18 protein-coding genes are annotated in these 20010 nt (G+C 33.7%); 11 read left to right on the top strand and 7 right to left on the bottom strand.

The genetic code is table 11. The features are described from left to right. Positions 1–14 precede the first annotated feature (14 nt). The 5 genes from RH81_RS07235 to RH81_RS07215 form a co-directional block, all read right to left on the bottom strand. Positions 15–2027, bottom strand: coding sequence for a fumarate reductase/succinate dehydrogenase flavoprotein subunit (locus RH81_RS07235; protein WP_033959387.1), 2013 nt, complete (start codon positions 2025–2027; stop codon positions 15–17). Between the two features lie 12 nt (positions 2028–2039). Then, positions 2040–2711, bottom strand: a complete 672-nt coding sequence (locus tag RH81_RS07230) for a succinate dehydrogenase cytochrome b subunit (RefSeq protein ID WP_033959386.1) — start codon at positions 2709–2711, stop codon at positions 2040–2042. A 92-nt stretch (positions 2712–2803) separates the two neighbouring features. Further along, entirely contained in the window at positions 2804–3676 is an 873-nt protein-coding gene (locus RH81_RS07225; RefSeq protein ID WP_033959385.1) for a hypothetical protein, read from the bottom strand. Positions 3677–3714: 38 nt separating this feature from the next. Then, a complete protein-coding gene (locus tag RH81_RS07220; RefSeq protein ID WP_033959384.1) occupies positions 3715–6555 on the bottom strand; it encodes a VPS10 domain-containing protein in 2841 nt (946 codons plus the stop codon). A gap of 123 nt (positions 6556–6678) precedes the next feature. Next, a complete protein-coding gene (locus RH81_RS07215) occupies positions 6679–8448 on the bottom strand; it encodes a T9SS type A sorting domain-containing protein (protein WP_081988247.1) in 1770 nt (589 codons plus the stop codon). Between the two features lie 119 nt (positions 8449–8567). Here RH81_RS07215 and RH81_RS07210 point away from each other — a divergent pair, with 119 nt between their 5' ends. Further along, positions 8568–9860 (top strand): aminopeptidase P family protein, encoded by a 1293-nt coding sequence (locus RH81_RS07210; protein ID WP_033959382.1) that lies wholly within the window; start codon positions 8568–8570, stop codon positions 9858–9860. Positions 9861–9899: 39 nt separating this feature from the next. Here the strand turns inward: RH81_RS07210 and brnQ are convergent, their stop codons facing one another. Next, entirely contained in the window at positions 9900–11198 is a 1299-nt protein-coding gene (gene brnQ / locus RH81_RS07205) for a branched-chain amino acid transport system II carrier protein (protein ID WP_033959381.1), read from the bottom strand. An 85-nt stretch (positions 11199–11283) separates the two neighbouring features. On the opposite strand from brnQ, the gene RH81_RS07200 reads away from it, so the two are divergent. The 3 genes from RH81_RS07200 (at position 11284) to RH81_RS07195 (ending at position 12745) form a co-directional block, all read left to right on the top strand. Continuing rightward, positions 11284–12060 carry an alpha/beta fold hydrolase gene (locus RH81_RS07200; RefSeq protein WP_033959380.1) on the top strand — a complete coding sequence of 259 codons (777 nt, stop codon included), beginning with the start codon at positions 11284–11286 and terminating at the stop codon, positions 12058–12060. 62 nt (positions 12061–12122) lie between these two features. Beyond that, positions 12123–12386 (top strand): hypothetical protein, encoded by a 264-nt coding sequence (locus tag RH81_RS16750; RefSeq protein ID WP_081988245.1) that lies wholly within the window; start codon positions 12123–12125, stop codon positions 12384–12386. 80 nt (positions 12387–12466) lie between these two features. After that, positions 12467–12745 carry a hypothetical protein gene (locus RH81_RS07195; protein ID WP_052172460.1) on the top strand — a complete coding sequence of 93 codons (279 nt, stop codon included), beginning with the start codon at positions 12467–12469 and terminating at the stop codon, positions 12743–12745. Here RH81_RS07195 and thiL read toward each other — a convergent pair. Continuing rightward, positions 12726–13778, bottom strand: coding sequence for a thiamine-phosphate kinase (gene thiL / locus RH81_RS07190; protein WP_033959379.1), 1053 nt, complete (start codon positions 13776–13778; stop codon positions 12726–12728). The two genes, RH81_RS07195 and thiL, sit on opposite strands and share 20 nt — an antisense overlap. A gap of 158 nt (positions 13779–13936) precedes the next feature. Between thiL and RH81_RS07185 the strand changes: the two genes are divergently transcribed. The 7 genes from RH81_RS07185 to RH81_RS07155 all read left to right on the top strand — a co-directional run bounded on the left by RH81_RS07185 (position 13937) and on the right by RH81_RS07155 (position 19968). Then, positions 13937–14167 (top strand): hypothetical protein, encoded by a 231-nt coding sequence (locus RH81_RS07185; RefSeq protein ID WP_033959378.1) that lies wholly within the window; start codon positions 13937–13939, stop codon positions 14165–14167. Between the two features lie 161 nt (positions 14168–14328). After that, positions 14329–14658 (top strand): HesB/IscA family protein, encoded by a 330-nt coding sequence (locus RH81_RS07180; protein ID WP_033959377.1) that lies wholly within the window; start codon positions 14329–14331, stop codon positions 14656–14658. A gap of 14 nt (positions 14659–14672) precedes the next feature. Continuing rightward, a complete protein-coding gene (gene sufB, locus RH81_RS07175; RefSeq protein ID WP_033959376.1) occupies positions 14673–16121 on the top strand; it encodes a Fe-S cluster assembly protein SufB in 1449 nt (482 codons plus the stop codon). A 25-nt stretch (positions 16122–16146) separates the two neighbouring features. After that, the gene (locus RH81_RS07170) at positions 16147–16581 is read left to right on the top strand and encodes a hypothetical protein (protein WP_033959375.1); all 435 of its coding nucleotides are present in this window, start codon (positions 16147–16149) and stop codon (positions 16579–16581) included. 14 nt (positions 16582–16595) lie between these two features. Continuing rightward, positions 16596–17348, top strand: a complete 753-nt coding sequence (sufC, locus tag RH81_RS07165) for a Fe-S cluster assembly ATPase SufC (RefSeq protein WP_033959374.1) — start codon at positions 16596–16598, stop codon at positions 17346–17348. Between the two features lie 68 nt (positions 17349–17416). Beyond that, the gene (gene sufD / locus RH81_RS07160; RefSeq protein ID WP_033959373.1) at positions 17417–18730 is read left to right on the top strand and encodes a Fe-S cluster assembly protein SufD; all 1314 of its coding nucleotides are present in this window, start codon (positions 17417–17419) and stop codon (positions 18728–18730) included. After that, positions 18730–19968: an aminotransferase class V-fold PLP-dependent enzyme gene (locus RH81_RS07155; RefSeq protein ID WP_033959372.1), complete on the top strand. Its 1239-nt coding sequence runs from the start codon at positions 18730–18732 to the stop codon at positions 19966–19968. Before sufD ends, RH81_RS07155 begins: the two co-directional genes overlap by 1 nt. The last annotated feature ends 42 nt before the right edge of the window (positions 19969–20010 follow it).

Genomic DNA, 20010 nt, shown 5'->3' with positions numbered 1-20010 from the left:
CATCATATCTTTTCTTATTTGTACGAACGTTGTTTTAATTCGATATCTTTAAATTCTAATTCTTCTTTATGAAGAACAGCATCAGAAGGTTCTCCTTTGTATTCCCATGCAGATACAAAAGCATAATCTTTATCGTTACGTTTTGCTTCTCCTTTTTGCTCACCATCTAATTCTACAGACTCTTCTCTAAAATGTCCACCACAAGATTCATTTCTTATTAAAGCATCTTTAGCAAATAACTCTCCTAATTCTAAAAAGTCAGCTACACGCCCAGCTTTTTCTAATTCAGGGTTCATTTCGTTGGCAGTTCCTGGAACTTTAACTTCTTTCCAGAATTCTTCTCGAATAGCTTTAATTTCAGCCATAGCTTCTTTTAAATCTTTTTCATTACGTGACATTCCAACTTTATCCCACATTACTTTTCCTAAACGTTTGTGGAAATGGTCTACAGATTTTGTTCCTTTATTATTGATAAAGAATTCGATTCTATCTTTAACTTCGTTTTCAACGTCCTCAAACTCTTTTGTATCCGTAGAAATTTTTCCTGTTCTAATATCGTCTGATAAATAATCACCAATTGTATAAGGTAGAACGAAATAACCATCAGCTAAACCTTGCATTAAAGCAGATGCTCCAAGCCTGTTTGCACCATGGTCTGAGAAATTAGCTTCACCAATACAATATAAACCAGGAACGGTTGTCATTAAGTTATAATCAACCCAAACACCACCCATTGTATAGTGAGTTGCAGGATAGATCATCATTGGAGTTTCATATGGGTTTTCAGCGATGATTTTTTCATACATCTGAAATAAATTCCCGTACTTTTCTTCAATAATTTCCTGCCCTAATTTTATAATTTCTTCTTTCGAAGCGTTTTTAAGTCCTTTTATTTTTGCTTGCTCTTTTCCATAACGTTCAAAAGCAGCAGCGAAATCTAAATACACAGCTTCACCTGTCGCATTTACTCCGTAACCTGCATCACAACGTTCTTTAGCAGCTCTAGACGCTACATCACGAGGAACCAAATTACCAAATGCTGGATAACGACGCTCTAAGTAATAATCTCTATCTTCTTCAGCTATTTGTGTAGGTTTTAATTTACCTTCTTGAATGGCTTTAGCATCTTCTATTTTTGCTGGAACCCAAATTCTACCATCATTACGTAATGATTCAGACATCAACGTTAACTTAGATTGGTAATCTCCAGAACGTGGAATACATGTTGGATGAATTTGTGTAAAACAAGGATTTGCGAAATACGCTCCTTTTTTATGAATTTTCCAAGCTGCAGTAGCATTACTTCCCATTGCATTTGTTGAAAGGAAATAAACGTTTCCGTATCCACCAGAAGCAATTACAACAGCATGTGCAGAATGACGTTCTATCTCACCTGTAATTAAATTACGTGCAATAATCCCTCTTGCTTTGCCATCAACTTTTACAACATCTAACATTTCGTGACGATTGAACATTTCAATTTTACCACGAGCAATTTGACGATTCATTGCAGAATAAGCTCCTAATAAAAGTTGCTGCCCTGTTTGACCTTTAGCATAAAATGTTCTAGATACTAAAACACCACCAAATGAACGGTTGTCTAATAGTCCACCATAATCACGAGCAAAGGGAACACCTTGAGCCACACATTGGTCAATAATATTTCCAGAAACTTCTGCCAAACGATATACGTTTGCTTCACGAGAACGATAATCGCCTCCTTTTACTGTATCATAAAAAAGACGATAATTAGAATCACCATCTCCCATATAATTTTTTGCCGCATTAATACCACCTTGAGCTGCAATTGAATGCGCTCTACGAGGTGAATCTTGATAAGCAAATGCTTTTACATTATAGCCTAATTCTGCTAAGGTTGCAGCAGCAGAACCTCCAGCAAGCCCAGTACCAACAACAATAACATCAATATGACGCTTGTTGGCAGGATTTACTAAATCGATTTTATCTTTATACGTTGTCCATTTATCTTTAATTGGACCTTTTGGTACTTTTGAATCTAAAACCATATTAGATATTTTTTAGTGATTAAAGTGATGAAATAATGCAATAAAAATGAATCCTAATGGAATAACAATTGCGTAAAATTTCCCGAACCCTTTTAATCCTTTAGTGTATTTATTATTTGCTCCAACAGATTGGAATGCAGAATCAAAACCGTGTAATAAGTGAAGTGCTAAGAACACAAAACCTATACAGTATAATGCTATTCTCCAGATAGGAACAAACTTTTCTTGTAGTTCATGAAAATATCTGAACTCACCATTGTGCATACCAGACATGTCTCCAACAATATACTTAGTATTTATTTCTGGGATCCAGAAATCAATAAAGTGAATGACTAAGAATACGAGAATAAATCCTCCACTCCAAACCATGTTTCTACTCATCCAAGTAGAATTTGCAGCACCATTGTTTTTGGCATATTTAATACCATTTGCTTTGTTGTTTTTAATTTCGAGTACAAATCCCATTACAAAATGAAAAATGACACCAATAATCAATACAGGTTGTATTAGATATTGAATCACCCAAAATGTTCCCATAAAGTGAGATACTTCGTTGAAAGCATCTGGACTAAATACAGAAAGACTATTAATAACAAAATGTTGTAGTACAAAAACCATTAGGAAGAGTGCCGAAAGTGCCATGGCAAATTTTCTTCCAATTGACGAATTTAAAATTCCGCTCATTATAATTGTAGTTAATTATTTGAATAGCAAAGATAAGGTTCATTGCGTTGTACAACAAATTTTGGCTACAATTTTAATTATTTAGAATGGGTTTAATTAGAGACCATCGGAATTAAACCACGAAGTCCCATATCGACTACTTGTTCTCCAACTCCAGGTTCGTATTTTCCATCTGAATTTACTTCGGTCCATTCAAAACTATTATTGATTGAAAATGAAAGGGTAACCGTAATATCTTGGGTTTCATTTCCTGTAATATGCAATCCGTTTTCGAATTCTCCGGTGACCACACAAGATCCAGGAGGAATAGGAGAGGAATCAAATAAGGGGTTTGGAACTGTTGTAGATCCTTCGGGAGCTTGACCTTGAGTTGAAAAGCCTAAAGCTTCAAAAGCCCAAAAACCCTGAGGGCGATTATCATTAATATCAAAATCATTTCCGTTAAGATCAAAAGAGGAGATATATGAATTATAACCTACAAAGCTACCTAGTGTTCCAGTGATATCTTGTCCGTTTACTAAAACATCGATATTGCCTTCTTGATATGCTAAGGAAACTCTAACCCATTCATAAGTTCCAGTTGTTATTTCACTTAAAGGAATTGTTATAAACGTTTCGTTATTTCCTGCAAAAATTGCGTTTTGAAAATTGATAGCCTGAGCACCACCAGCTGTAGTTTCATCACCTACAAATATAATTTCACCAGTTTCTAAAGGAGTTATTGCTGTTGGAGCTAGTTCAATATAATTCGCACTCATACGATTTATTGAAGGTGATTGCGCAGCATTACCAAGAGGAATAGTAACAGGTTGACCTAAATTACCAAGGCGATCTTGATTAGGATCAAACTTTAACTTAATTACTAAATTGGGTTCAGAAGGTAGTTGCGCATTGTCATCATTATCTTCACTACAAGACAAAATTAATCCACAGATTAACAAGATGCATAGTTTAACGTATTTCATTGATTTAGTTTTTTAGTATAACTCTAAAAATATAGTATTTATTTTATTTCAAAGTTTGTTTTTTCATCATTAATTTGAACGGTGTATGAGCCTTTTGGTAAGTAATACTTGTCATTTTTAGCTTTCTCTATTTCAATTGATGTGTTTTCTTTAAGGAGCGCTTTCCGACCTTTTTCAGAAAGTGTTATGTCATAACCTGTATAGTTAAGTCCTTTATCGGCTTCAATTTTCATTTGATTTAGAAGCGTTCCTTTTTCAGATAAAATTTTAACTGTTTTCTCTTCTGAAAAATTAGAGTAAAAAGCAATTTCCATTTCAGGTTCATATGCATCATACCATTTCCCCCAAGAACTTCCCCAACGAGATGAATGTCTTACATCATCAGTTTTAAATAACGTTACAGCTTTATTCATCACGTTAGAATCCATTAACTGAAGCTCTGAAACACTAATTTTGTAAATACCTCTTCCATGTGTACCGATTAAAAGGTCTTTAGCATCAGGTTGAACTACAATATCATGAACAGCAACACTTGGAAGCCCTTCACTAAATGCTTCATAGCTTTCACCTTGATTAAAAGAGATATAAGCGCCATTATCTGTTCCTATATAAAGGATGTTTTCATTTTCAGAATCTTCTCTTATGACATTTACTGGAGACGATGGAATGTTTGAACTAATGTCTTTCCATGTTTGTCCATAGTCATTACTCATGTACGCATAAACTTTAAAATCATCCCAACGATACCCATTTAACGTCACGTAAACTCGTTCTTTTTTATGCTGTGAAGCAATTACTCGACTTACCCATAAGTCTTTTGGTAAGGCATTAGAAATGTTCGTCCAATTTGCTCCAGAATTTTTTGTTACATGAATCAATCCGTCATCACTTCCTGTGTAAATCAATCCAAATTGAAAAGGCGATTCACTCATAGAAGCTAAAGTTCCGTAAGCTACATTTCCTTTTTCCCCACCATTGGTTAAGTCATCACTAATGGCAATCCAATCATTACCTTGATTCATTGAACGCATTAGTTTGTTTCCGCCTAGGTATAAAATGTCTTGATTGTGAGGTGATAACAAAATAGGTGTTTGCCAATTAAAACGATATGGATTCTCACCTAATTTATGCTTAGGTTGAATGTATGTTTCTTCTTCAGTTTCGAGATTAATTCTGTAGTAGTTTCCAAATTGATAACCTGTATAAACGACATTGTGATTTCTACTATCGATTTGAATTTGCATTCCGTCTCCACCCATGATGCCTTTCCATGGATATTGACCTCTTTGGTGCCAACTTTTATCTTCTCTAGCGTTATTTGCTCCAACCCAAACGCCATTATCTTGTAAACCACCATACACATTATATGGTTTTTCATTATCAACATTAATCGCATAAAATTGACCAACCGAAGGCGAATTGTTTTTAATCCAATTTTCTCCATCATCATAAGTAATATTCACACCACCATCATTACCATTGATGAGGTGATTAGGGTTTTTTGGATTGATCCAAAGCGCATGATGATCGGCATGAACATTTTCAGCACTAATAGAGATGAAAGTTTTTCCGCCATCTTTAGATTTTACGATTGGAACACCGTAGATGTAAATGTTCTCTGCGTTATTAGGCGCAACATAAATATGACCAAAATAGTAACCATAACTGTAATAAATATCGTCTAGATAATCGTTGTGTGTTTTGTTCCAAGTTTTCCCACCATCAATACTTTTATAAACTTCGGTTCCAATAACAGGCGTATCAAATAACATGGAATTAGCATCTTCTAGATATTTAGCGAGATCAATAGGTTTTACATTTCCACTTCTAACCATTTGCTTCACATTGTTTGCTCTGTATTTCTCCTGAAATCCATTCATTTTTAAATAAGCATTTAGCTTTTTGTCGTCAAGATTCAAAAACGCATCAGTCGTCATGGATTTAAAATCATCTTTTGTTAAGATTTTCGATTCTTTTTTATTTGAATCTTCAGTAGGTCTTCGGAATTGACTATCATGAACAGCGTAAATAATAGAATCATCATAAATTGCTAAACCGATTCTTCCAACACCATTTCCTGTTGGAAAACCACTGTTTTCCGTAGAGACTTTTGTCCACGTATTACCAGCATCTGTGCTTTTATATATGGCAGAATTATTACCGTTGCCATCAAAATTCCAAGCTTTTCGATCTTTAGTCCAAGATGAAGCGAACATCAAATTGTAATTATTAGGATTGGTTTGCAAATCAATAATTCCACTGATATCATCTACAAATAATGATTGCGACCATGTATTACCACCATCGGTAGTTTTATAGATACCACGTTCTTGATTAGGAGAATACAAATGACCTGTAACTCCAACAACTACGTCATCAGGATTATTTGGATTGATTAAAATTCGACCTATATGATGTGAGTCTTTAAGACCCATATTTTGCCAAGTTTCTCCATTATCTGTAGATTTTAAGATTCCGATTCCTGCATAACTAGATCTAGATGAGTTATTTTCACCAGTACCAACCCAAATGGTTCTGTTCTTCCAATCTACGGCTATATCTCCAACGTTTTGCGTATTTGAACTGTCCAGAATTGGCGTAAATGTTGTTCCGTTGTTTACTGTATGCCAAACACCACCAGATGCGTAACCAACATAAAATTCAGTTGAGTTTTCGGGATTTACAGCAAGATCAACAACACGTCCACTCATAACCGTTGGACCAATATTTTCAAAGGCAACGTTTTTAACTAATGAGGACTTGATAAGTTGTTCTTTTTGAACAAGTGCGTCTTCAATAGTTTTTGAAGAGGTTGCTGGTTGCTGAGCATTTACAATTGCTGAGGCTACTAATAGGAGAGAACAAATTTGTTTAAGCATAATGGTTGTTTTTTAAGAGCACTAAAGATAAGAAATATAGCTTATGATAAGTTTCTGATGGAAACAAAAAAAGCGTCTCATTTTATTGAGACGCCTTTTTTGATAAATTATTTAATTAAAGTTTTATTCTACAATAAACTTCTTCGTTAAGGTATTTCCTTTTGTGTCATCAATCTTTATAAAATAAACTCCAGAATGAAGTTGATTAGTGTTTATTGATGTTGTGTTCTTTAGGTCAACTTTAGAAATCAATCGTCCTCTTACATCATACAGTAGTGCTTTATCTAGAATGATATTTGCTGAATGCTTAATATTAAGAATACCTCTTACTGGATTGGGATATATAGATATATTATTTGCAATTTCATTATCATTGATGCTTAACGTTGAGCAATCAAAAGCAATCATTACTGGAGCTCCACAAGGCGTAAGTGTTGTGTTTCTTGATTGTATATCGTTTGCACCTGCAATATCACTAGCGCTTAATACACGATTATTTGTGCCTCCACCTATAGCGTAATGCATTATTTTGTTTGTATCAATTACATGAGTTAACTGATGCCCATGTCCTAATTCGTGAACAGCCACAGTTTCAAAATCTATTTGAGAGTTATTAGCATTTGTTGGTCCAAATTGCCAATTAGTAGTGTCGTTAAAAACAATATCAAGTTCGGATGCTAACCATTGCATTTCTGTTGTTGGTTGTGCTTGTGTATAACAACCACCAAAACGAGAAGTACAAACTCCTAGAGTTCCTGACGCAAGCTCAGCGCCATTATCAAATCTAATTATATTGATGTCATCATCAGCAACAACATCTACTGCAGTAACAGCTCCAATAGTCCAATTTATACCAGTTTCACATCTCCATGTATCAAAAGCTCTAATGAACGATTCATTTGCGGCTGTATTGTTATTAAAATCGGTTTCCATTTGCCATATGTAACCACCACTTCCATCATTGTTTATGTGTTGAGTAGGGTACGCATAGTTCCCATTTCCATCTGGATTAAAAACAGCATTTATTTCAGCATATGTGATATCTAAATTCCCTGATTGAGCTAATACAGCTGTTGCTCCAGAATTAATTAATGCAAAAGGACCAGAACCACCTTGAGAAGGTATTTCTACAGTAACCTGAGTATCAGTCCAAGTTAATATTTGAGACTCTAATGCTAAGGTAAAAGTAGCACCTCCATCATTTGCATTAGCAAACCCAACGTTTTGTTTCGTTGCACCAAACCCAACACCATTAATGGTTAAAACTGTCTGTGTTCCAGCCGTAGCTGTTGCTGGATTAAATGAAGATATATTTATTGAGCCTCTATTAGCTTCATTTGAACTTATAATGTCATCTATACTGAAATCTCCAACGTTCTTAAATGCACTATTAGTTAGGTTTTCAATTTCATTATAAAAGCTAGTAATACCTTGTTTTGCTATAAAAGGATTCGCTGCTACATTAGTTAGCGTATTGTATTTGTAAAATCCTTGAGCTTCACTAAATGGCTGAAATGCAGAAGTTGAGTTAATATTGACATTATTGTTGTGTAACGTGAATATTCCAATGTCATATAGTCCTAATTGTAGGCTAGGTGTAACAATTTCGGCTTCAAGCCCAACAGTACCTCCTCTTGTGATAATTTCAATAGTAGTTAAAGATTCGCCTTTAAACACCTTATATACATCTATTGTGTTTGTTGTATAAATGTTTTCTTGATTGGCATCCCAAAAAGATGTTTTGGCAATAACTTTTCCTTCTATTATTTGAGTAGAAGCCTGTACTTGTGTGGCTAAAGGAACTTCAAACATAAGTTCTTGAGCAGATAAATTTGCAATCATAAACAGCATTATTACTGTTGTAAACAAATTTTTAAATGTAATTTTTTTCATAATGGTTGGTATGGGTTAAACATTGAATCTCTGCCGTTCATCGGTAAATATAGTAATTTAGCGATAAGTTGCGATACTTATTTAAACTATTTACCTTTACCATATTAAAACATCATACTATGAAATATCACTTGATTGATCAAAATCTATTTATAAAAAATCGAAAAAACTTTGTAGCTAAAATGCAATCTAGAAGCCTAGCGGTTTTTAATTCGAACGATATCTATCCTGTAAGTGCAGATAGTACAATGCCATTTGAACAGCATCGAGATATTTTCTATTTGAGTGGCGTTGATCAAGAGGAAAGTATTTTGGTATTGTTTCCTGATTGTCCTAATGAAAAGCACCGTGAAATTTTATTTCTAAAAGAAACCAATGAGCATATTGCGGTTTGGGAAGGTGAAAAACTAACAAAAGAAGCTGCTTTAAAAACAAGTGGAATAAAAACGGTTTACTGGCTTCAAGACTTGGAGAAAATCATGTTTGAGTTGATGACCCAATGTGATACGGTTTATATCAATACAAATGAACATTATAGAGCTAATGTAGAAACTGAAACTCGTGAAGATCGGTTTACAAAATGGCTTAAATATAAATATCCAGCTCATTCGGTCGCTAAGAGTAATCCAATATTACAACGCTTGCGTTCAGTAAAAGATTCTGCTGAATTAGACTTGATGCAAAAGGCTTGTGATATTACAGAAAAAGGCTTACGTCGCGTATTAAACTTTGTAAAACCAGATGTTTGGGAGTTTAATATTGAAGCCGAATTCATGCATGAATTTTTAAATAATCGTTCAAAAGGATTTGCTTATACACCAATTATTGCTTCAGGAAATAATGCTAATGTATTGCATTATATTGAAAACAATCAACCCTGTAATGCTGGTGATTTAATCTTGATGGATGTTGGTGCAGAGTATGCAAATTACTCTAGTGATATGACACGAACGATTCCTGTTTCTGGTCGTTTTTCTGAACGTCAAAGAGCAGTTTACGATGCGGTCAATCGTGTAAAAGATGACGCTACAAAAATGTTGGTACCAGGAACTATTTGGGCAGATTATCACGTTGAGGTCGGTAAATTGATGACATCTGAATTATTGGGTTTAGGATTATTAGATAAAGCTGATGTGCAAAACGAAAACAAAGATTGGCCAGCATATAAAAAATATTTCATGCATGGAACAAGCCATAATATTGGTTTAGATACGCATGACTACGGAATATTAACCGAACCTATGCAAGCCAATATGGTCTTTACGGTTGAGCCAGGTATTTATATTCCTGATGAAGGCTTCGGAATTCGTTTGGAAGATGATTTAGTGATTCAAGAACATGGTGAGCCTTTTAATTTAATGCGCAACATACCAATTGAAGCAGAAGAGATTGAGGATCTTATGAATTCTTAATAAGAACTATCAAATAATAAAAAGCCTAAAGTATTCGTTTTAGGCTTTTTGCTTTTTTTGACTTATATAGGACGTTGCCAAGAAAACTACAAAAGCAGGTAACACCCAACCAAAACTATATTGTGCTAAAGGAATGTATTCTGCAATACTTTGTAGTGTTTCTGACGGACTAATAAACCCAATCACGTCTGGTAAACTGAATAAAAAAGTTATTAGTACTACAGCTCTAAAAACTAATGGCGTAGCAAGTTTATCTGGTAATACATTCAGTAAAATAAGTACAATTGTAATTGGATACACACATAATAAAACTGGAATAGCAATTACAATAATCGAATTAAAATCTAATTGTCCAACAACAATTCCGAGTATACAAGCAATAACAGCTGTAATGATGTAAACCGTTTGAGAATTGTTGAGTAATCCCTTAAAATAATCTGCTGCGCCAGCAATAATACCAACTGCTGTTGTAAAACATGCTAATGAAATTAAGACACTTAAAATGGTGTTTCCAAAGCTTCCGAGTGAGGTAATACTGATACCTCTTAAAAGATTTGCTCGTTGCATATCATTACTTAAAGTATCATTGATGTTTATTTCTGAACCATAATAGGCGCCAACCGATATAAGTCCAGCATAAATGATAAATAAACCGAATCCAGCAATCCAACCTGACTTTCTAATGAGTTCTCTTTTCTCTTCAAAACTCGCATCAATTTTCAGATTGATAGAAATTATAATTACAGCACCAACAACCACTGCACCAATGGCGTCAAACGTTTGATAGCCTTCTAAAATCCCAATGACTGCAGCAGGTGTGTCTAAGTTGATCACTTGAGTTGTCATTTCTGAAGAAAATAAACCAATACCAATCACCATTAATAACATAATCACAATAAAAGGTGTTAGGTATTTTCCAATTAAGCTGATTATTTTAGAACGATTTAGAACAAAAACCAAAACCAATGCAAAGTAAATAGCACTTGTCAACAACGGACTTGTTCCAAATGCAGGATGAATCGCAATTTCATGTGTGGCAGCAGCTGTTCTTGGAGATGGAATGGCTACAGCAATCACATATATAATGATGCAATAAAGTAAACTAAATTTTGGTGAGACTTTTTTTCCGAAATCATAAAGCGTGCCTTGCAATTTGGCATGAGCAAGAATACCAATAATGGGAATTACCACAGCTGTAACCATAAATCCAAAAGCAACCCATAACCAATGTTCACCAGAATTATAACCTAAAAGAGGAGGTAATAGTAAATTACCAGCTCCAAAAAACAAGGAGAACAAAGCAAAACTTACAACTAAGAGGTTTTTAGTTTTATTCATGTTGGTTTTTCTAAATTAACGATTATGACAAAATAGAGATTTTAAGCTCAAAACTCTTATTATCTTTGCCCAAGATAGTTTAAAAATGATTTTAGAATACAAAGGGAGTCAAATATTTTATACTGATGAAGGGCAAGGGGATCCAATTGTTTTATTACATGGATTTCTTGAAAACAGTACTATGTGGCAATCTCTTCTACCATATTTAACTGCATCTTGTAGAGTGATTTGTATTGATTTATTAGGTCATGGCCAAACAGAATGTTTAGGTTATATCCATACTATGGAAGACATGGCAGAAGCTGTAAAAACGGTTATTGATGAATTGAAAATTGAATCGTGTACTCTTATTGGTCATTCCATGGGAGGTTATGTTTCATTGGCTTTTTCTGAAAAGCATTCTGGTCTAATTAATGGCTTGTGTTTAATGAACTCTTCTGCTTTAGAGGATAATGCAGAAAGGAAAACGAATAGAGACAGAGCTATAGAAGCCGTAAAGACGAATCACAAAACATTTGTAAGTATGTCGATCGCAAATCTTTTTGCTCCAGATAATAGAGAGCGATTTGCAAAGGATATTGAATTGGTAAAACTAGAAGCGCTTAAAACTCCACTTCAAGGAATAATTGCTGCTTTAGAAGGCATGAAAATTCGACCAAATAGAGAGTTTATCTTACAAAATACAACTTTCAAAAAAATGATGATTATAGGACGCGAAGATCCTGTTTTAGAATACAATACACTCATTAATCAAACCTACGACTCAAATGTTGAAATTGTCGAATTCCCGGATGGTCATATGAGTCATATTGAAAATATGAACGAATTAACCTACAAAATAAAACGTTTTATCGAAAAATAGAACCTTTAAACGTTTTTGTTTGATATTTTTCTCTATGTTAGTAGTCCCCAAATCATTAAGCCATGAAAAAAACTACAAACGCTCCTGCTCCAATGAGATTTTACTGCGACCTTTTTGGGCATAATTACGAAATGACAAAGAAGGTAACTTTACATGTTAAAGAATATACATGCAAGTGCTGTAAACGTCAACTAACAACGAATAGTAATGGTAAACTTACCGAGTTAACACCTAAATTTCAGGAGATTAATAACATACTTGAAGAGATTTACACACGTCGAATGATGCGTTTAAAGAACAAAACACTCACTTCGTCGATTTATTAAAGAAAAAACACACGTTAACATTTGGTTTTCAATATATTTAGACTAATCCATCTAAAGTAATAACTAAATATAACTGTAATATGAAAAGTATCTACTGCTCATTTTTTGGACACCAATATGAGGTCTCTAAAAAAGTTACGTATCACGTTAAAGAATATAAGTGTACCCATTGTAGTGCACAGATGACAACAAATGGAAAAGGCGACCTAACTCCACTCACGCCTAAATACAAAGAAATTAATTCAGTACTAGAACGTATCCATAATAATAGAATGTCTAAAAAGCGATTCAATCAAGACAGAACATTTATTACTAGTAATGAAGAAAGTTTGATAGGTTTTACGCCTCATTTTTCATAGCATTAAATCCTTTTGCGATTATCGGAATTGCTTGTTCACCTCTTGTAATTAAATGCATACCTCTTGCCTTTTCTGTAATATAACCAATCACAGTTAGGTTAGGGTTTCCTTTTATTTTCGGAAAGTCTTCTTGAGAAATTGTCATTAATAATTCATAGTCTTCACCACCATTTAAAGCAATTGTGGTACTGTCAATATTAAACTCTTCACAAGTTGAGATCACTTGAGGGTCTAATGGAATTTTATTTTCATATAATTCAACACCAACATCACTGTTTTTACACAAGTGAATTATTTCCGACGATAAACCATCACTAACATCAATCATAGAACTCGGTTTGACTTCCAGCTTTTGTAATAATTCTACAATATCTTTTCTAGCTTCAGGTTTTAACTGACGCTCAATAATATAGGTGTACAAACTTAAATCTGGCTGACTTTGGGGATTTACTTTAAACACTTCTTTTTCACGTTCTAAAACTTGTAAACCCATATATGCAGCTCCAATATCTCCAGTAATAACAACTAAATCATTAGCTTTTGCTCCTGATCTTAATACAACATCCTTTTCGTCAACTTCACCTATTGCAGTTATTGAAATAATAAGACCAGTGGTTGAAGAAGTTGTATCTCCACCAACAACATCAATGTTATATATTTTAGCCGCAGCTTCAATACCAGCATACAAATCTTCAAGTGCTTCAAGCGGGAAGCGATTTGAAACAGCTATAGAGACTGTAATTTGTGTAGCATTAGCATTCATAGCGTAAACATCTGAAAGATTTACAACTACAGCTTTGTAACCCAAATGCTTTAATGGTACATAGCTTAAATCAAAATGAACATTTTCAATTAGTAAATCTGTAGTAACTACAATTTGTTTGTTTTTGAAATCTAAAACAGCCGCATCATCACCAATGCTTTTAACAGTGGATGTATGCTTAATATCAAAATTTTTAGTCAAATGGTCTATAAGTCCAAATTCACCTAAATTTTCTAATGCCGTACGTTGTGGGTTTTTATCTTCAATCATGATGCAAAAATAGTATGTTTTTTGAAGACCATACTATTTTGAGTGCATTTTCAAAGCTTTGGTTTTGAATATTTGTGCATTTCATCGAAAAAATAAGCATTTAAACCTAACTCTAGAACATTTTCATTAAGTTTCTAATCCCAAATGAATACCTACTTATGAAAACTACTACTAATAACGATATGTCGTGCTCTGTTTTTGGGCACAATCTTGAACGTTTATCAAAAGATTCTCACGAGCTTACTTGTAAGACTTGCAAATCAAAAATTGCAATTGATGATAGTGGTAAATTTGAAACACTTCCATTAAAAAACGAAAATATTAAAACGGCTTTAAGGCAATTGTTTCTATTGCAAAACAGGTATTCTCCTCAAAAGCTTTCTGCTTAAAAACACGTACTACAACTGAATTTTTATTCAGAATCTGAGATTTCTCGTATTTTCATAGTCTAATTCTATGCTATTATTTGCTAATATAATGTTAGGAAACATGGTTAAAGGCTACTTATACCATATATTTGCAATCTATTTAGAAGAAATCTATATAAGAAATGATTAAAGTATCAGAAACAGCTAAAAAGAAAGTTATTCAGCTCATGAATGATGATGGTTTTAATAGTGCTATCGATTTTGTTCGTGTAGGAGTGAAGAGTGGAGGATGTTCAGGATTATCATACGATCTAAAGTTTGATAAAGAACAAAAAGAAGAGGATAAAGTTTTTGAGGACAATGGTGTGAAAATTATTGTCGACAAAAAGAGTTTTTTATACCTCATAGGTACTACGTTAGAATATTCGGGAGGACTTAATGGAGCAGGATTTGTATTTAATAATCCTAATGCCAACCGTACTTGTGGTTGTGGTGAATCATTTTCACTTTAAAATTTAAAACAAACATGTCAAAATATACTGAAGACGATTTAAGGGAAGAATTAAAAACCAAAGAATATGAATATGGTTTTTTTACAGATATTGAATCTGAAACTTTTCCTATCGGTTTAAATGAAGATATCGTTCGTGCAATTTCTAAGAAGAAAGAAGAGCCACAATGGATGACAGAATGGAGACTTGATGCCTTTAAAGTCTGGAAAGAAATGACTGAGCCAGAATGGGCAAATGTTAATTACAAAAAACCTGATTTTCAGGCTATTGCTTATTATTCTGCACCAGTAGCTGTCGATCCTAATAAAACATTAGACGACGTAGATCCCGATCTTTTAGCCATGTATAAAAAGCTAGGAATTTCAGTGGATGAACAGAAAAAAATGAACAATGTCGCTATGGATATTGTTGTGGATTCAGTTTCTGTTGCAACAACATTTAAAAAAACATTGTCTGAAAAAGGCATTATTTTTATGAGTATTTCGGAGGCTATTAAAGAGCATCCAGAGCTTGTGAGAAAATATATTGGTACAATAGTACCAACAAAAGACAACTTTTATGCGGCCTTAAATTCGGCTGTGTTTAGTGATGGTTCTTTCTGTTATATTCCAAAAGGAGTGAGGTGTCCAATGGAATTGTCAACCTACTTTAGAATTAACCAAGGAGGAACAGGACAATTTGAAAGAACTTTACTTATAGCAGATGAAGGAAGTTATGTAAGTTACTTGGAAGGTTGTACAGCACCAAGTAGAGATGAAAATCAATTACATGCAGCAGTTGTTGAGTTAATTGCAATGGATGATGCTGAAATAAAGTATTCAACAGTACAAAACTGGTATCCAGGAAATGCTGAAGGTAAAGGCGGAGTGTACAATTTTGTGACAAAAAGGGGACTTTGCGAGAAAAACGCAAAAATCTCTTGGACTCAAGTTGAGACAGGTTCTGCTGTGACATGGAAATATCCAAGTTGTATTTTAAAAGGAGATAATTCAGTAGGTGAATTTTATTCTATTGCTGTAACAAACAATTACCAGCAAGCTGATACTGGAACAAAAATGATTCACTTAGGTAAGAATACCAAGTCAACCATTATTTCAAAAGGAGTTTCTGCAGGAAAATCTCAAAACTCCTACAGAGGACTAGTTCAAATTAGCTCTCGTGCAGATAATGCACGAAATTTCTCTCAATGTGATAGTTTATTGATGGGAAATGAATGTGGTGCACATACATTTCCGTATATAGAAGTGAAAAATAAATCGGCTCAAATTGAGCATGAAGCAACAACGAGTAAAATTGGTGAAGACCAAATATTTTATTGTAACCAAAGAGGAATTTCAACGGAAAAGGCAATTGCACTTATCGTGAATGGTTTTAGTAAAGAAGTCTTAAATAAATTACCAATGGAGTTTGCTGTTGAAGCTCAGAAACTTTTAGAAATTAGTCTAGAAGGTTCAGTAGGATAATCATTAATACAAGCAATATTTTAAAATGAAAAAATTACTTACACTCTTTTTAGTAGCTAGTCTTTTTACAGGTTGTAAAAATGACACAAAAACAGAAACAGTTCCTGTAGATGAAAATGCAGTTACTGAAAATGGAAAAACAGCCAAACAAAATGATGGTTTAAAATTGATGGTTGGGCAGTTTATTTATTATGCAGATGCAGCTGTTTTGCAAACACGTAATGATATTTATGGTGTTGTCATTAACGACAAAATGCACGAATTAAATGACATGGCAAAATCGTATAAAAATGAACCTACAGATTATGTAACTGTTCAAGTAAGAGGTAAACTGATTCCAAAACCAGAAGGTGAAGAAGGTTGGCCATTCAGAATTGATATCAAAGAGATTGAAAACGTAAAAAAACACGAATCTAAAGAGAACGACGTCATTAAACTAGGAGATAGTAAGACCGAATAATTGAAATTTATATTATGTTAAAAATAAAGGATTTACACGCAAGTGTTGAAGATAAAGCCATCTTAAAAGGAATTAACTTAGAAGTTAAACCTGGTGAAGTTCATGCTATTATGGGACCAAATGGTTCTGGTAAAAGTACATTAGCTTCTGTTATTGCTGGAAAAGAAGAATACGAAGTTGAGCAAGGAGAAATTCTTTTAGAAGGAGAAAACATTGATGAATTAGCTGCTGAAGAACGTGCTCATAAAGGTATTTTCTTATCGTTTCAATATCCAGTTGAGATTCCAGGTGTTTCTGTAACTAACTTCATGAAAACGGCAATTAACGAAACAAGAAAAGCCAAAGGCTTAGCAGATATGCCAGCTAATGAAATGCTTAAAATGATTCGCGAAAAGGCCGAAATGCTTGAAATAGATCGAAAATTCTTATCACGTTCTCTTAATCAAGGGTTTTCAGGTGGAGAGAAAAAACGTAATGAGATTTTTCAGATGGCAATGCTAGAACCTAAATTGGCAATTTTAGATGAAACAGATTCAGGTTTGGATATCGATGCGTTACGAATTGTTGCTAATGGTGTAAATAAATTGAAAAGTAAAGATAACGCTGTTATTGTAATTACACATTACCAACGTTTATTGGATTATATCGTTCCAGATTTTGTTCATGTATTGCATAATGGACGAATCGTAAAATCGGGAGGTAAAGAATTAGCTCATGAGCTAGAAGAAAAAGGTTACGATTGGATTAAAGAAGAAGTGAACGCATAGAAAAGTACTTCGTCTACAATTTATATTGTGACTGAAGACTTATACTTTGCTAACTGAAGATTAAAAAAATGGATTTAAAAGATAAATTAGTATCGTCATTCATGGCATTCGAGGATTTGGTAGATGTAGAAGCTGCCGTTCACGATGTGCGAAGTGAAGCAATGAAAACGTTTGAAAATGAAGGCTTTCCTTCAAAACGTGACGAGGCTTGGAAATATACATCTCTCAATAGTGTTTTAAAACATGATTATAGTGTGTTTCCTAAAAAAGAAAGTGCATTAGAATATCGTGATATAAAGAAATATTTTATTCATGATATAGACAGTTATAAGATTGTATTTATCGATGGGAAATATTCATCACACTTGTCTCAAACCACACATGATGGTATTGATGTATGTTTGATGTCTGCAGCCTTATCAAAACCAAAATACAGAATTCTTATTGAGAACTATTTCAATAAAGCAGCTACAAAAGATAGCTTGTCATCATTAAATACAGCGTTTTCTCAAGAAGGTGCTTACATTCATATTCCAAAGAATAAAGTGGTTGAAAAACCAATTCAGATTTTACATTTTTCTACAGGAAATGAATCGGCTTTAATGCTACAACCTCGTAACTTAATTGTTGTTGATGAAAACTCTCATGTTCAAATAATCGAACGCCATCAAAGTTTAACTGAAAACCCTGTATTAACTAATAGTGTTACTGAAATTTTCACAAATAAACGTGCCATTATTGATTATTATAAAATTCAGAATGACAAGCAAAACGCATCGCTTATTGATAATACGTTTGTAAAACAAAAACGAGAGAGTCATGCCTCTGTGCATACGTTTTCTTTTGGTGGACAATTGACACGAAACAACCTTAACTTTTATCAAGAAGGAGAACGTATCGATTCTACTTTAAAAGGTGTTACCATTATTGGAGACAAACAACATGTAGATCATAACACATTAGTTCATCATATAGAACCTAACTGTGAAAGCCACCAAGACTATAAAGGTATTTTTGCTGATAAGTCTACAGGTGTTTTCAATGGAAAAGTTCTCGTAGATAAAGAAGCTCAAAAAACAAATGCTTTTCAAGCGAATAACAATATTCTTTTAAGTGATAGTGCATCAATAAACACAAAACCACAATTAGAAATTTTTGCAGATGATGTAAAATGTTCTCATGGTTGTACTATTGGTCAGTTAGACGAAAGCGCAATGTTTTATATGCGTTCAAGAGGAATTCCAGAAAAAGAAGCAAAAGCATTACTCATGTTTGCCTTTAGTAATAATGTTTTAGATTCGGTTAAAATTCCAGAAATAAAACAACGTATCACTAAGATTATTGCAAACAAATTAGGTGTTAATTTAGGGTTTGATTTGTAATGAATGGTACTTTAAAACATACAAATTTTGATGTTGAAACCATAAGGAAAGACTTCCCTATTCTTCAAAGAAAAGTCAACGGGAAACCTTTAGTGTATTTTGATAATGCGGCAACCTCGCAAACACCACAACAAGTCATTGATACAATTGTAGATTATTATTCTAACTACAATGCCAATATTCATAGAGGTGTTCATACGTTGAGTCAGGAAGCAACAGATTTGTATGAGCAAGCACGTCTTAAGATTCAAAAGCATTTTAATGCAAAACATAGTCATGAAATTATCATGACTTCAGGGACTACACATAGTATTAATTTAGTAGCAAATGGATTTTCTTCTCTATTAGAAAAAGGGGATGAGATTCTTGTGTCTGCTTTAGAACATCATAGTAATATTGTGCCTTGGCAAATGTTATGTGAACGAACTGGAGCAACTTTGAAAGTCATTCCTATGAATGAACTTGGCGAATTAGTCATGAGTGATTATGAAGCTTTACTTTCAGAAAACACAAAATTAGTTTTCGTTAATCATATTTCTAACGCATTAGGAACTATTAATCCTATTGAAATAATTATAGATAAAGCACATCAGGTTGGAGCTGCCGTTTTAATTGATGGCGCACAATCTTGTCCGCATTTAGTGCCAGATGTTCAAGCTTTAGATGTTGATTTTTTTGTTGCATCCGCTCACAAAATTTGTGGACCAACTGGAGTTGGAATGCTATACGGAAAAGAAGAATGGCTTAACAAATTACCACCATATCAAGGAGGTGGTGAAATGATTGCTGAAGTTACTTTTGAAAAAACCACTTATGCCGATTTGCCTCATAAGTTTGAAGCAGGAACGCCAAATATTTGTGGAGGTATTGCCTTTGGAACTGCCCTTGATTATATGAATTCTATTGGTTTTGAAAATATTGCGGCTTATGAAAAAGAGCTTTTAATTTATGGTACACAACAGCTTTTAGAAATTGAAGGTTTGAAAATTTATGGTACTTCAGCTAATAAAACGTCTGTTATTTCTTTTAATATTGAAGGAATACATCCTTATGATATTGGAACCATCTTAGATAAAATGGGAATTGCTGTTCGTACTGGGCATCATTGTGCTCAACCAATTATGGAATTTTTCAACATACCAGGAACAGTAAGAGCGTCATTTTCATTTTACAATACTAAAGCCGAAATAGATGCTTTAGTTTCAGGAGTGAAAAAGGCGAAAATGATGTTGTCGTAAAGTTTGGCGTCCTTTTTGTAATATTATATACAAACTATAAAA

The organism is Psychroserpens jangbogonensis, from assembly GCF_000797465.1.
In the GTDB taxonomy this organism is placed as follows: domain Bacteria; phylum Bacteroidota; class Bacteroidia; order Flavobacteriales; family Flavobacteriaceae; genus Psychroserpens; species Psychroserpens jangbogonensis.
The sequence above is the reverse complement of the archived record's forward strand: the minus strand, read 5'-3'. Positions and strand labels throughout refer to the sequence as shown.